This is a genomic window from uncultured Eubacterium sp. (assembly GCF_934295145.1).
Lineage (GTDB): Bacteria > Bacillota > Clostridia > Lachnospirales > Lachnospiraceae > Eubacterium_I.
Map to the genome: position 1 here is coordinate 33,055 of NZ_CAKRAS010000010.1, position 14,679 is coordinate 47,733.

Consider the following 14,679-nt stretch of genomic DNA (forward strand, 5'->3'; position numbering starts at 1 on the left):
GGTGGTATAAAAATGAAACAACTCTCTTATCAAACATTAAAAGAACAGAACTATTCCGGATATCTTCTGGAATCAGCGCCAGAACGCGTACTTCAATTTGGCGAAGGAAACTTTCTTCGTGCTTTTGTAGATTATTTTATCGATGTCATGAATGAAAAAGCAGGATTTAACTCCAAAGTTGTCCTCTGTCAGCCAATCGCACCGGGACTTGCAGACATGATCAATGAGCAGGAAGGTCTTTATACCTTATTTCTCCGTGGATTTCAGGATGGTCAGAAAGTCAACAAAAAACGTGTCATTTCCTGTGTCAGCCGCTGCCTGAACCCATATCAGGATTTTGATGCAGTTCTTGACTGTGCTTCCAATCCGGATCTGAGATTTATCGCATGCAACACAACAGAGGCCGGTATCGCATATGATCCTTCCTGTCAGTTTACAGATATCCCTGCTTCTTCTTATCCGGGAAAACTGACACAGTTTTTGTATCGCAGATTTGAGAAATTCGGAACCGTTCCGGGAAAAGGTTTTATCATTCTTTCCTGCGAACTTATCGATGACAACGGAAAAGAACTTGAGAAATGTGTATTAGAATATGCAAAACAGTGGAATCTCGGTGAAGATTTCATCGCATGGGTAAAAGCTGAAAACACGTTCTGTTCTACCCTGGTAGACCGCATCGTTACTGGCTACCCACGCAGTGAAGCTGATGCCATCTGCGAAGAACTCGGATACAAAGACAACCTGATCGATACCGGAGAAATTTTCGGTTTCTGGGTGATTGAAGGTCCGCAGTCCATCAAAGACGAATTCCCTGTTGATAAAGCAGGTCTTCCAATCCTGATCACAGACAACCACAAACCGTATAAACAGCGTAAAGTCCGCATTTTAAACGGAGCACACACTTCTTTTGTACTGGGCGCTTACCTTGCCGGTCAGGATATCGTAAGAGATTGTATGAATGATGATGTCATCTGTGGATTTATGAATAAAACCATTTATGACGAGATCATCCCTACCCTGGATCTTCCACAGGAAGAATTAAAAGAATTTGCAGCAGCTGTGACCGAACGATTTAAAAATCCATTTATCGACCACGCATTACTTGCAATTTCCCTGAACTCAACCTCTAAATGGAAAGCACGTGTTATGCCATCCCTGAAAGAATATATCAAACGCAAAGGAACACTTCCTTCCTGCATCACAGCATCTTTTGCCTTTTATATCGCATTCTTTAACGGTCATACCATGACTGCAGACGGACTCACCGGCAGCAGAACCGGAAATGATTATACGATTAAAGACGATCAGGCAGTACTGGATTTCTATCTGGCACACAAAGATGACTCTGTGAAAGATCTGGTTCATGCTGTCTGCACAAATACCGATTTCTGGGGTGAGGATCTCACAAAATTAGAAGGATTTGAAGCAGCTGTATGCACTTATCTGACACAGATTAATGAGAATGGCACCTATGCCGCTATGAAAACTTTACTGAAATAAACACAGTTTTATCGTTATACGAGGAGAATAAAAATGAACGCTACATTACAAAAACTTGAACAATTTGGTATTGTCCCAGTCGTTGTACTGGATGATGCAGCAGATGCTGCTCCTCTGGCAAAAGCACTCTATGACGGTGGTCTTGCCTGTGCGGAAGTTACGTTCCGTACAGCTGCAGCCGAAGAATCCATCCGCATTATGACAACAGAATATCCTGATATGGTTGTCGGTGCCGGAACGGTTCTTACAACCGATCAGGTAGATCGTGCAATTGCTGCCGGTGCAAAATTTATCGTAAGCCCGGGGCTTGATCCAAAAATTGTAACATACTGCATCAAGAAAAATATACCGATCACTCCGGGTGTTGTTACACCGAGTGAAATCGCAAAAGCGATTGAATTAGGGCTTGATGTTGTAAAATTTTTCCCTGCTGAACCATCCGGCGGTCTCGCCATGATTAAGGCTGTCGCCGCACCATATAATAAATTAAGATTCATGCCAACCGGCGGAATCAACGCAAAAAATGCTTTACCTTATCTACAATACGACAAAATCATTGCGTGCGGTGGAAGCTGGATGGTAAAAAGCGATCTTATCAAAGAAGGAAAATTTGATGAGATCACTACTTTAACAAAAGAAGCTGTTTCTCTTGTCCGTTCAGCACGGGAGGTGAAATAATGGCTAAAGTTGTCACACTCGGAGAAATCATGCTCCGTCTCTCCCCGCCCGGATATGAACGCTTTGTGCAGGCCTCCAGCTTCGATATCAATTATGGTGGTGCAGAAGCAAATGTAGCCGCTTCCCTGGCTCAGTTTGGAAATGATGCTGCTTTTTTATCAAAAATCCCGGCAAATGCGATTGGTGATGCCGCTATCGCCACGTTAAAAAGCCTTGGTGTAAATTGCCAATATATCGCACGCGGTGGAAAACGCCTCGGCATTTATTTTCTGGAAAACGGTGCCTCTATCCGTCCTTCCAGCGTGGTATATGACCGTGCCGATTCATCTGTCACACAGGCAAAAGCGGACGAATTTGATTTTGATGAGATTTTTGATGGTGTGGATTTATTCCATGTTTCCGGAATCACACCTGTATTAAGTCAGGATGCTGCAGTTCTTACCTTAGCTGCACTGAAAAAAGCAAAAGAACACGGCGTTACCGTTTCCTTTGATTTAAACTACCGTGCCAAATTATGGACGGATCATATTGAAGAAAAACAGCAGATGCTCTCCGACATGATGCCATATGTCGATATTTGTTTTGGAAATGCCAGAGATGCAGCAAAATGCCTTGGCTATACAGAAAACGGTATCGATTTTATCAATGGTGATTACAGCATCTGCGTGGATGAAATTCATATGACCAATGTCATGAAACATTATGGATTTACGCACCTGATCACAACCTTGCGAAACAGTATCAGCGCTTCTGACAACGGATGGTCCGGAGCAATCTGTACCGATTCCGGACTTTACCATGGAAGAACCTACGACCTGCACATTGTAGACCGTGTCGGTGGCGGCGATGCCTTTGCTGCCGGTGTGCTCCACGGAATCCTCGCAGAGATGGGAGCCGAAAAGGCACTTGAATTTGGACTTGCTGCTGCTGCCATTAAGCACACCATTCCGGGAGATCTGAATTTTATCTCAGCAGAAGAAGTTCTGAATCTGATGAATACAGATGGTGCCGGACGTGTTCAGAGATAACAAGGCAAAACTAACATAAAAATTTTCCTAACCATTTTTTATACATTTTAACCCTCTTCATGTTTTAAGGCTACCGGCAGTAACTGCCGGTAGCCTTAATTAAGTTTTCGCAGCCGAATCCAGGTTTTGACTCTGCGATATTTTTTATACCACTGCTTCAATAATTTTTTTATCATCAATCAGAATCTCATGTACTCCGATTTCTTTTTTCTGATTGAAATTGAAACTGATCATATATCCCTGGTTCACATGATAGGCATCCAGATATTCTGCCAGCTGTTTCTCCCCTCTGGTATTATATTCCTGACCATGCCATATCTTCATTTCAATGATATATTGTTCTCCACGATAATCCACGATCACATCCGTCCGTTTCTGTTCGCGGGTTTCCGCTTCAATGTAATAATTTCCAGTGCCATTAATGATCGGACGCAAATACAACAAAAAGTATTTTCTACCTTCCTGTTCGATAAACGTCTCATCACAATTTCCGTATAAGTCATTAAAATGTATTACAAAACGGTCCAAAATCTGACGCATATTCAAATGACCATTTACAATAAACTGGCTTTTGTCCAACAAAGCATCCGAATAAATCTGCTGCTTCTGCATTTCTGAAGTTGACAGATATAAATTATATAACCATGTTTCAAAAATACGATTTGCAATCGCCAGCACGCCATGATTATTTTTCACAAATCCAAACATAGTTGCCACACTGATCGCCGGTTCATAATAATTGTAAGCAATTGCTTTTCCGGTAAATAATAATGACTGTAACATATCATTTAATTCCGGGTAACGATTCAGCTTCTCACTCAATGATTCGAACAATGTATTCTTCTCCGCCAGCAACATACGGACTGCTGTAAAAAATCCATGTCTGGTCCACACATTTTTCAATCTGTTTTCACCATTATTTATATCAATATCTTCATCCATAATCTGGCACAATCGTGAAATGAGAAACGGATATCCTGATGTATATTGGTACAGCAATGCTGCTATTTCATCAACATTCATTCCGGTATGATGATCCTGTTCGTAATCTCTAAGCATACCTGCAATTTCTGTTTCTGAAAAACTCATATCAATTTTAAAATCTGCCGCAATATTCCATGGACTGTTATATTTATGTTCCTCATCTGGTCTGATTTTATGTCGGAGATTTTTCACATCATACACTCCGGCTAAAATAACTGATTTGAATGCGGTTTGCTGAAAACGATTGATATACTGAGCACGAAGTTGTCCTAAAAAATCCAGAAAAACCTGATTATTCGATGCACTGTCTACCTCATCGATCATCAAAACAATCGGCTTATCAGAAAATTGACAGATATCACCCAGTCCCTCAAATAATGGCTTTAATGTAAAATAACCATGCCTGTTGTCCACATGATTTTTCAAATCATTCAGTGTTTCTTTTAAATCACCATTTAATGTTGGCTTGCACTTTTTGAACAGCCGTAAAAATGAATTACAGAAAGAAAGTGCAAAAACGTTTTCGTTTGCAAAATCAGCGCTGCCAAATGTCTGAAAATCCATCAATACAACATAATATTCTGATTCCAGCAAACGCTTTAATGCGATCAATGTCGTAGTCTTTCCATACTGACGCGCTTTATTGATTGTAAAGTATTTCCCATCATCTACAAGTGCTTTTATCTCCTGTAAACGCTGTGCAATGTTTACCATATAATGTTCTTCTGGTATACATACAGCAGTTGTATTGAATACTTTTGACATGATTTCCTCCTGTCTAAATCGTTCTATCATCTATGCTACAAATCGTATTATTGCTGACAGTTTATCCCTTTCACCAGACACCGCTTCTTGAAAAATGAAATACCATAACAGAATACCTCGTCGTAATCATCCTCAAATTCCCGCGCATACATCCGATCATCAATCTGAGCAAGTGCTGATTCACAATCTGATATTAAATCTGCCAGTACATCTGACTTTTTAACTTCAAACACTGCCACGCGCCCATTGACAATGTCACTGACTACGATATCACTGCGCCCTTCCCCATGTTCTTTATTGGATTCTACCGAATATCCTGCTCCTGCGAAAATACCGGCAAGAAACGCATGATAAAAATCCTCTTTATAGTCGTGATAACTGATTGTTTTTCGCAACAGTTTATTCATTTCCTGTGTCAGTAATTCGCAGTCATTTTTCCATACAGCATCAAACAAAGTCTGACGGCTCCATGTTTTTGCACTATCGCTGAACCATTTCATTACCGTAGTTTCGAAAATTTCCTGAATCTCCGCATTTGGAATCACCAACGCCGATAATCCTTCTGGTACAGAAACTAACAAATCTTCTTCTCGTACCGTTGTCAGATAACCAGTCAGATACAAAATGCTCCACAGATTTTCCTCTGAAGAATGCAGATAATCATAGGTCAGACTCTCATCAATCTGCTCTACGATATAGCCACCTGCAAGCAGTGTCTCCAGTTTTTTCGTAATGCTGCTTCCTGCATAATCAATAAAAGAACGGATAATTGCATTATCACTTGTGTTTTTCCAATAGCTATCTGGTTTTGCTTCCGAATTACGCTGCAGATCACACAGATAATTCATCAGATCCCATGGACAATAAACATCCACATTTCCAAAATGATATCCATCATACCAGTGTTTTACACTTTCTGCTTGTCTGCCTGCATCTGCATATTCTAAAATTTGATCTACCTCTGCCTGCGTAAATCCAAAAAATTCATTATATCGGGAATCCGTAATACTGTCTGTCACAAAATTATTCGTTCCGGTAAAAACGCTTTCTTTCGCAATACGCAGACATCCTGTCACAACTGAAAATTGCAGTGACGTATTATCTTTTAATGCCGTACTCATAATACCTTTCATCACATCCAGCATCTGATTGTAATAACCATTACTGCTTGCCTTTGCGATTGGTACATCATATTCATCCAACAACAAAATCACTTTCTTCTGATGATAAATCTGCAACATTCGCATCAGCGTGCGAAGTGCCTGAAAAACCTGTGCTTTTTCGGCTTTTCCAGCTTTCAGATCAAGGAAAATCTGTCTATCATCCGGATCAATTTTGTCGCATTCAAGCAGATATGTGTAATTTTTGTATAAATTAGAAATCTGAACAGCCAATCGTTCATAAGCATCTTCAAAATTCAATCCATCAATGTCTTTCAAAGACAAAAATACTACCGGCCACCGGTTCATCCATTCTCTGCATAAATCCGTTTCTTTTGAAATTTCAAGACCATCAAACAGATCCTGACTGTTTTCTCTTATATCAAAATAATCCGCCAGCATACTCATTGCCATGGTCTTTCCAAAGCGGCGCGGTCTTGTGATCAATGTAACTTTGGTCGCTGTTGTCTTCAGTAATTCTTTGATCAAAAAGGTTTTATCTACATAGTAATAACCATTCTTGCGAATCTCTTTAAAATCAGAAATTCCAACAGGAATATTTATTTCTTTCATCGCAACAGCCTCCTATTTCACAATGTATAATAATCAATAATTTCTATCTCTTACTCAATATGATTATCATACCATGAAGCAGTCATTCAGGCAATTTGCAATTCGTGAAATGACCCGAAAAGAAAACGGATGTACCGTTTCCGTACATCCATTTTCTTTTCCCTGCTTTTCTGTTTTCTAAAGCGGACATTTGCAATCCGCTTTCGCTACTTGCTCACTGCTGTACCTGTCTCAGTCAAAATAATCTCCCCAGCCGTCATCATCATACGCATAATCATCATTATTATCATAATAATCCCAGTCATCATCTCCATAGTCATAATCATCATCATCGTAATCATAATAATCGTCGCCATAATCTCCCGGATCTGACCATGGATCATAATCATTTGCCTCATAATAATCGGCATCGTAACCGGCATCTCCATAGCCGATAAAGTAATTATCGGATCCATCCCAGTACCAGAGATCACCATCACTGTCATACCAGTAATATGCAACTCCATCATCACTTGCGCCATCAGACTTTTTCTTTGCGTCCTGTGGCGGAGCTTCCGGAACCGCTTTCGGTGCTGTACTCCATCCGGCAGTATACGTACATGTATTCAGCATATTATTCGTAATACCTACATAATTGTCAATACGACTCTCCGGTGCAATCGTCATTGCCACCAGTGCATAATTAGTTGGCCCATAATAGCGCACCTCAAAATTTCCGCGGATCTGATCTGAGGAACCATCCCCGAAAATACCGCTGTTCATCCACACAGATCCAACGATACGATAATAACTTCCGCAGTCTGTGCACTCAGATCCTATGATCTGTATCACATTGCCGCCATACATATTGTTCAAAAGAGTCTGCATCATCTGCTCCATCTGCGGTTTTGCTACTTCAATTCCTTTTGTCATATTGTCATCATAACCGGAAATCGGCTGAAATCCGATGATAATATTGGTATGCGCATCATCTGTTCCATCCTTCATCTGTGCATCAAATCCAAGGCTATCTGTATAGGTTCCGTGAACGGATGAAATCAGCTGCACCGGATAATTGATCTGTACACTTGCAAAATTTCCCGGAAATGTGGCTGTCAGATTCAGTTCATCGGAAGGTGTTGGCAAATATACCAGTGCTTCACTGGCCACCAGCGTGTTTCCTGATTCATCGATCAGTCCTGTATCCGACAGTGTCATCATCTCCTTTAATGAACCATCCTCTGTGTACAGCGTGATTGCATCTGCCTCGGCATCCACGGTTCCTCCATCTGTCTGATTTCCATAAAAATCTGTCATCGTCCACTGATACTGTTCGTCAATTGTCAAATACATCGGTTGCGTCTCATATTTCCAGAAACCGGTATATGCAGAAATCGCTCCCGGATCTGCAGAGCCATCCTCCTGATTTCCACAACTGATCAGCATAACACTCAGTACCGTCAAAAGTATTAATGTCATTATTTTTCGTATCTTATTCATAACCTTTTCTCCTCTCATTCTCTGCTGCCCCCTGCACCAGTCTGATAAAATGTGTCTACCCAACTCAATTGATCAATAAAACCTGTGAACCAGCGAATCTCATCCGCATAGCGGTTTCTCAGCAATTCCACATCCACGCTTCCTCTGCCAATTGCAAAAAATTCCCGATTTGTTTCAATCGCAATATGCAGTTTTCCTTCCCGCAGAAAACTCATATAAATTTTTCCGCCATATTTGGATGACATATGAAGAATGTGCGCCATGATATTTGGTGTCAGAATATACCCTGCCTCCTGCTCCTGCTCTGGCTGAATGATAAATCTTCGGTCAAATTCCTCATTTCCGGTTTTTATCACTGAACCGGAAAACAGGCGGTTTTGCCCACTGCGCGCCACAATCTTTAACTCCGTAGATAGTTCATGACCAAAATCACACACCAGCCACTGCCCCTTAAACACTGTTTTCTTGATTTTTTCCCACATACCGGCATCATCATTATAATAATCTTCCTCCAGCACCAGTGAAATAGCACTCATCTCAATGTGCATTCCTTTATAAAGTGCTTTGACATGATTACTGCCCTCTATCTCAGAAAAATCTGTCGGCAGCATCGTTCTCCCCCGCCCCATTGCAGACGAAGTAATATGCCCTGTCGGTTCATATTCCACCTGTTCAAAAGTCTGTTCCAGCAATCCTCTTACCAGCTGATCACCGATCTGCTGTTTCATTGCTTTTTCGCCGTTATTCATAACAAGCACACCAACCAGACAGAGAATACCTCCTAATATGGCAACTGGAATCAGCGTTGTCAGAAATCCTATAAGCACAAAGATAATGCCGACTATTTCCAATGCCTTTCCGCTTCTTCCTACGGTTCGCTTATTTCTTAATTCCGATGTAAGCTGTTCATCGGAAAGGGTTCTTTTTTCTTCCATGAACCATCCTCCTCCCTGTTTTTTTCCCGTGCAGATGCACATCGTCTGTACGAAGTATTATATGTTTGCCAGGAGATTTGACGTAATTTCCCGGCAAAGAAAAAATCCACCGTACAATTGTAATGTACGATGGATTTACTAAGATTAATATTAACTAAAAGTTAGTTTTTATCGAATGCATTATTCCACATTCTGATCATGTTCCAGCAATTCCAGAAGTTCCTTTCGCTTCGTCCTCACATCTCCGGTGATCTGTAACTTTGCATAGATCCGGTTAATATATTGCTTTACGGTCCCTTCTGTAAAAAACATTCTGTCTGCAATTTCCTTGTTGCTTAATCTTTCTCCCACTAATTTTATTATCTGTTTTTCCTGCTCAGTCAGCTCTGCAAATTTCTCCGGATATGCCTCTTCTTTTTTCATGCACGCATATCGTCTCTGACAGGTTTTTCCAAGTTCTGCCACCTTTTCCAGAAAAACAGCTGTTTTTGCTTCTGAAGTCCTGATTTCCTGTTCCAGAAGTTTAGGCATATAGCCATAATTTTCCGCAAACGGCAGATAAAACTGATCCTGCAAAGCGTCCGCAACCGCAGTCCGCAGAAATTTTCTTGCCTCCCTGCGCTTGCCCAACTGCTCACAGGCAGCCGCAGTCTGGATTCTGATATGCAATGCAACCAGAGCATAATGCATGTTTTCACATAGAGCAAGCAATTGTTCGCTTCTTCCAACCACTTTCGTATATGCGCCCTGTGCAAGATATACCTGATTTTCAATCATCTCCATCATCGGTCTGCCCGGTGCCAGAAAATTCACAGTGGAAAGTCTGTGTTCCCGGAAAAGCTCCGGAATCTGTTCCGTCTGCCCTGCCAGCGCATAATAGTAGGCACATGCACTGTCAAACAGTGTTACCCATGTGATATTGTGCCATCGCCTCAGATTACTGCGTCGCTCCGAAATTGTATAGCAAAGATCCAGTTCGGTACAAAGTAAGAGTCTCAATGCAAGGAAATCACAACACAACGCCATATTTTCCTGTCCATTTTCCGCAATATGCGCATATGTATTTTCCAACCGGATTTGTGCATCCACAAAATGCCCCTGCATAAATGCTGCCTCCGCACTCATGATCCGTTCCGCGCCCTGCCCATGCCCATTCGTGATCCGATAATAATGCGGCATACAGTCATTCATCTCCTGCAATTCCTTCTCCAGGCTTCCCGGTGTACGGTGAAACATCATCAGTACCGATGGTGAACCAAACGTCCAGCCGCCTTCATTTCGGATACTGATCGCCGGACGCGACATCTGGGCACTGGCACTGCGGTGGAACTGACTCATTTTAGAAATATCATTGTACATGAGAAAACTCATGATCAGATCACATTCTCCCAACAGGTTTCCCCGCTCTTCCTGCGTCATATCCGGATGCTCCAAAATTGAGGACATCAGCACTTCTTTTAACTCCATCATCTTCGGCACCTGATGCCATGTAAACATTCTGCGCATCAGCACAAGAATCGCCAGTGGATGCTCTTTTAACACCTCCACCGGACACTGCTCCAGAAGTGCCATCACTTCCTTCGGTTTCATTGAGGCCAGCAAAATTCCCGCATCACTTTGTATCACACGCAAAACAGCAGCATAATTCTGATTTTCCCTGTAAAAGCGCAGCGCATGCAGATACATTTTTTCTGCCTCATACCATGCACCATATCGATTCCGGTACATTATCTGCTTTTGCGGGGACAATGATAAAAAAGCACGCTCCGCACATTCCTTCATCATATGGTGAAAGCGAAACGTCTGATGATCTGCCAGTCGACTGACAAAAGCATTATTTTCCGTCAACGCCGCCACAATTGCTTCCGCATGCGTATTTTGGGTAATATATTTCGCCATCCTGAGCGTGAATTCGTCTGCAAGTCCCATAACAATCAAAAATTCCCGCCGCTCTTCGGGCAACGGATCAATCATAGCCGACGCAAACATTTCATAAATATCAGATTTACTATCCGGCAGCTGCCCATACTTCAAAAAAGCACACAGGTTCAGATAGACAGCTGAAAACCATCCTTCACTGGTATGAAGCAGCTGTTCAATCTGCCTGTCATTCAATTCCATTCCGCAACGATATACATAAGCTGAAAGCTCCGTATGATTCAGACACAGGTTTTCCATTGCAATCTGGCAGAGTTTTCCCCCAAGCTGCATAACCGCTTCTCCCGGCAGAACGGTTCCACGGCTGGCAACGACCAAATGCACATTTCCCGGTAACCTTCTGGCCAGATCACGCAAAAATATCGTAACCCGCGCATCCCCCAGCAGATGAAAATCATCAATAAAAATATAATATGGAGTCTCTCCCAGCAACATATAGCAAAGTGTATCCATCAGAAATCCCGCTGATGCCATGTCTGTCGGACAATCATAATCTTCCAGAACTGTCAGACCGGAAAATGCAAAGGCCTGCTGCACACTTTTCCAAAATATAGACAGATTATCGGAATAAATACTGATACGGATGATCACTGCCCCATCCGCTTTTGATTGGCGCGCCAGATACCAATTTACTGCGGTTGTTTTTCCATATCCCATGGGAGCTGTCACTGTCGTCAATGCACAGTGGGCAATGGGACGAAGCGATTCCTGCAGCCGTTCCGATATGTAAATCGTATTCAGATTATTTTTCCCCTTTGACATTCTCCCCAGCTCCTTCTCCCTGTTAAACTCATTTGTTATCTTCTTAATATATTATTTTATCATTCCACCTGTTACAAAAAGCATTGCAATCCCAGTATTTCCTACAAAAAATGCAGAAATCCTCGCTCTGAGAATTTCTGCATTTCACGTTACACCTATATAAACCTAACCCATTTTTATCCCGGTCAAAGGCAGCCCTCTGACTGGATCTGAAGAAAAACTTTTCTGAAACTCAATACATCCTAACGAATAACCTTCCCCGGATTCAGAATGTGCTTCTCATCAAACGCATTTTTAATTGCCTGATACAAAGCAATCATCTGCGGTCCCATGAATGTTTCCAGTGCACCGACGCGGGCATGACCGATTCCATGCTCACCGGATACCTGGCCACCCATGATTTTTGCCTGTGCATACAGCTCTTCCATCAGTTTCGGGCAGCGCTCCTCGAAGAGTTTTTTATCCATATCGTCACGCATCAGCTGGATATGCATGTTTCCGTCGCCGGCATGACCCTGGATGGAAATGCGGATACCAGTCTCTTCCATCTTGGTTCCCGCAAATTTGGAAAAGTCTGCAATACGATTTCTCGGAACAACGATATCACACTCATCCATATCCGTTGTGGATGCTTTCAGTGCCTCAAGGGATGCACCACGCACACTCCATACTGCTTCTTTTCGCTCATCGGTATTGCACAGGAACACGTCCTCTGCTCCGTTGTCCAAACAGATCTGTGCAGCGGCGTCACATCTGCGCTCCACATCTTCCACGGTACTTCCGTCAAACATCAGGATCAGATAAGAATCTGCCGTACGGTGCGGCATGATCTTGTTCAGATACTCTGCTGCTTCATCCAGCAGAGACTTCGGCATATACTCGATGGCGGTCGGATTCAGATCGGAATTGATAAATTTCGGCACCGTTCCCACGCACTGATCCAGTGACGGATACGGTACAAGCAAGGTATAAGATACTTTCGGCTGCGGAATGACGCGCATACGCAGTTTTGTTGCGATACATAAAGTTCCCTCAGAACCGATCACCAGATCTTTGATATCATATCCGGATGTATTTTTTGCTACATTACTTCCAAACTGCATGATATCTCCGTTTGGCATCACGCATTCCATGGAAACAACATAATTTCTTGTAACACCATATCCTACGGCTTTCATACCACCGGCATTTGTCATAACGTTTCCACCAACGGAAGCTGTCTTTTCTCCCGGCTCCGGCGGATAAAAGACGCCTTTTTCCTGTGCGGCATTGGCCAGTTCCATAACAAGCACCCCCGGCTCGATGACAACCGTCATAGTATCCAGGTCCCACTCCAGAATTTTGTTCATTTTTTCGGTACAGAGAAGGATGCCTCCGTAAATCGGTACCGCACCACCGGACAGACCGGTTCCGGCTCCCCGGGGAGTGACCGGAATACAATGCTCGTAAGCATAACGCATCACTTTAGATACTTCCTCGGTGCTCAAAACCTCTACCAGCACATCCGGCGCATGGGTTCCGAAATCCGGCATCTCATCATGCGCGTAATCGGACTCGATCTCATCCCCGTAAAAAACACGGTCCGGGGCTGTCACACTTTTTAAATATTCCACACCTTCCGGTGTAATTACCTGATATTCCATTTTCGACGTCCCCCTTTACTGCTGTTTTGCCTGCACTGCTGCTGTCAGTGCCGGTACTACACTGTACAAATCTTCGGTAATACAATAGTTTGCGATCTTAAAGATTGGTGCTTCCGCATCGGTGTTGATGGCTACGATGCACTCAGCGCCGTCCATACCTGCGGCAAACTGCACCGCACCGGAAACCCCACAGGTAATGATCAGTTTCGGTTTTACGGTACGTCCGGAAAGTCCGATCTGTTTTGTTACGTCATTCCATCCTTTTTCTACCAGCGGACGTGTGGTTGCAAGCTGTCCGCCAAGGGCATCTGCCAGCTCCTGCAGCATCGCAAGATCTTCCTGTTTTTTCACGCCACGGCCTGCGACAACCAGTACATCTTCTTCCTCGATGCCTTTTGTCTTTTCCACGATCTCTGTGCTGATCACTTCCATACCGGATTTCAGCATTTCATCGGTCACTTCACAGGTTACGACCTCACCGTTTGGTTTTGTTTTCTCTGCAACATTCATCACTTTATAACGAACAGTTGCGAACTGCGGTCTTGTATTTGTTGTGATGATCTGTGCCATGATATTTCCACCGAAAGCCGGACGAATCTGCACCAGATCAGTATTTTCTTTCATATCAAGTACGGTACAGTCTGCGGTCAGACCGGTGCGAAAACGTGTGGCACAGGCCGGAGCCAGGGAACGTCCCAGAGAAGTTGCTCCAACCAGAACAACCGTCGGTTTTACGGTTTTGATACAGTCTTCCATAATGTTTGTATATACATCGCCACGGAAATGTGCCAGCGCTTTATGTGCATACACATATACTTTATCCACACCGTACTCCAGTAAGCTCTGCGCCTGCTCTTTGGCCTGCTCACCACCGATCAGTACCGCATAAACCGGGTGATTGATTTTTGCAGCCAGCTCTCTTGCTTTGCCGATCAGTTCGAACGCTACCGGATGGATGCCGCTTTCTTCCTGCTCCACAAAAACCATGACACCTTTCCATGCATCTTTGTCCACGGTCTTTTTCACTTCATCCTCTACCAGGGAAACTGCCTGCACCGGGCATGATTTTACACACAATTTACACATCTTGCAGGATGCGTTGATTTCTATTTTGTTATCTTTGATCTCCAGTGCTCCGAAGGGACATTTTTCCACACACTGTCCACAGAGGATACACTGATCCTGATTAAAATTTAATGTTGCCATCTTTTACTCCTCCGAATGATAAGCCTCC

The 14,679-nt window shown here is 43.1% G+C and carries 10 protein-coding genes; 3 read left to right on the forward strand and 7 right to left on the reverse strand.

Annotated features, from left to right (window positions below; translation table 11 throughout):
* Positions 1 to 12: 12 nt before the first annotated feature.
* From Q0I54_RS03330 to Q0I54_RS03340, 3 genes are read left to right on the forward strand one after another with little or no spacing between them, the layout of a single operon-like run.
* Positions 13 to 1,500, forward strand: coding sequence for a tagaturonate reductase (locus tag Q0I54_RS03330; protein WP_296116425.1), 1,488 nt, complete (start codon positions 13 to 15; stop codon positions 1,498 to 1,500).
* A 33-nt stretch (positions 1,501 to 1,533) separates the two neighbouring features.
* Positions 1,534 to 2,178 carry a bifunctional 4-hydroxy-2-oxoglutarate aldolase/2-dehydro-3-deoxy-phosphogluconate aldolase gene (gene eda, locus Q0I54_RS03335; RefSeq protein ID WP_296116427.1) on the forward strand — a complete coding sequence of 215 codons (645 nt, stop codon included), beginning with the start codon at positions 1,534 to 1,536 and terminating at the stop codon, positions 2,176 to 2,178.
* A complete protein-coding gene (locus Q0I54_RS03340) occupies positions 2,178 to 3,206 on the forward strand; it encodes a sugar kinase (protein ID WP_296116428.1) in 1,029 nt (342 codons plus the stop codon). The genes eda and Q0I54_RS03340 overlap by 1 nt, the downstream gene beginning before the upstream one ends.
* 144 nt (positions 3,207 to 3,350) lie before the next feature.
* Here the strand turns inward: Q0I54_RS03340 and Q0I54_RS03345 are convergent, their stop codons facing one another.
* The 7 genes from Q0I54_RS03345 to Q0I54_RS03375 all read right to left on the reverse strand — a co-directional run bounded on the left by Q0I54_RS03345 (position 3,351) and on the right by Q0I54_RS03375 (position 14,651).
* Positions 3,351 to 4,955 carry an AAA-like domain-containing protein gene (locus Q0I54_RS03345; protein WP_296116430.1) on the reverse strand — a complete coding sequence of 535 codons (1,605 nt, stop codon included), beginning with the start codon at positions 4,953 to 4,955 and terminating at the stop codon, positions 3,351 to 3,353.
* A gap of 47 nt (positions 4,956 to 5,002) precedes the next feature.
* Positions 5,003 to 6,688, reverse strand: coding sequence for an AAA family ATPase (locus tag Q0I54_RS03350; protein ID WP_296116431.1), 1,686 nt, complete (start codon positions 6,686 to 6,688; stop codon positions 5,003 to 5,005).
* Between the two features lie 231 nt (positions 6,689 to 6,919).
* The gene (locus tag Q0I54_RS03355; protein WP_296116432.1) at positions 6,920 to 8,167 is read right to left on the reverse strand and encodes a hypothetical protein; all 1,248 of its coding nucleotides are present in this window, start codon (positions 8,165 to 8,167) and stop codon (positions 6,920 to 6,922) included.
* Positions 8,168 to 8,181: 14 nt separating this feature from the next.
* A complete protein-coding gene (locus Q0I54_RS03360) occupies positions 8,182 to 9,102 on the reverse strand; it encodes a DUF3137 domain-containing protein (protein WP_296116433.1) in 921 nt (306 codons plus the stop codon).
* A gap of 180 nt (positions 9,103 to 9,282) precedes the next feature.
* On the reverse strand, positions 9,283 to 11,802 hold the full coding sequence (locus tag Q0I54_RS03365) for a LuxR C-terminal-related transcriptional regulator (RefSeq protein ID WP_296116435.1): 2,520 nt from the start codon (positions 11,800 to 11,802) through the stop codon (positions 9,283 to 9,285).
* A 242-nt stretch (positions 11,803 to 12,044) separates the two neighbouring features.
* A complete protein-coding gene (locus tag Q0I54_RS03370; RefSeq protein WP_296116437.1) occupies positions 12,045 to 13,445 on the reverse strand; it encodes an FAD-binding oxidoreductase in 1,401 nt (466 codons plus the stop codon).
* Positions 13,446 to 13,460: 15 nt separating this feature from the next.
* Positions 13,461 to 14,651 carry an electron transfer flavoprotein subunit alpha gene (locus tag Q0I54_RS03375; protein ID WP_296116439.1) on the reverse strand — a complete coding sequence of 397 codons (1,191 nt, stop codon included), beginning with the start codon at positions 14,649 to 14,651 and terminating at the stop codon, positions 13,461 to 13,463.
* Positions 14,652 to 14,679 lie beyond the last annotated feature (28 nt).

Coding starts and splice junctions, on each gene's coding strand:
- Q0I54_RS03365 (WP_296116435.1), bottom strand. CDS start 11,802: ATGTCAAAGGGGAAAAATAATCTGAATACGATTTACATATCGGAACGG.
- eda (WP_296116427.1), top strand. CDS start 1,534: ATGAACGCTACATTACAAAAACTTGAACAATTTGGTATTGTCCCAGTC.
- Q0I54_RS03345 (WP_296116430.1), bottom strand. CDS start 4,955: ATGTCAAAAGTATTCAATACAACTGCTGTATGTATACCAGAAGAACAT.
- Q0I54_RS03370 (WP_296116437.1), bottom strand. CDS start 13,445: ATGGAATATCAGGTAATTACACCGGAAGGTGTGGAATATTTAAAAAGT.
- Q0I54_RS03350 (WP_296116431.1), bottom strand. CDS start 6,688: ATGAAAGAAATAAATATTCCTGTTGGAATTTCTGATTTTAAAGAGATT.
- Q0I54_RS03340 (WP_296116428.1), top strand. CDS start 2,178: ATGGCTAAAGTTGTCACACTCGGAGAAATCATGCTCCGTCTCTCCCCG.
- Q0I54_RS03375 (WP_296116439.1), bottom strand. CDS start 14,651: ATGGCAACATTAAATTTTAATCAGGATCAGTGTATCCTCTGTGGACAG.
- Q0I54_RS03360 (WP_296116433.1), bottom strand. CDS start 9,102: ATGGAAGAAAAAAGAACCCTTTCCGATGAACAGCTTACATCGGAATTA.
- Q0I54_RS03355 (WP_296116432.1), bottom strand. CDS start 8,167: ATGAATAAGATACGAAAAATAATGACATTAATACTTTTGACGGTACTG.
- Q0I54_RS03330 (WP_296116425.1), top strand. CDS start 13: ATGAAACAACTCTCTTATCAAACATTAAAAGAACAGAACTATTCCGGA.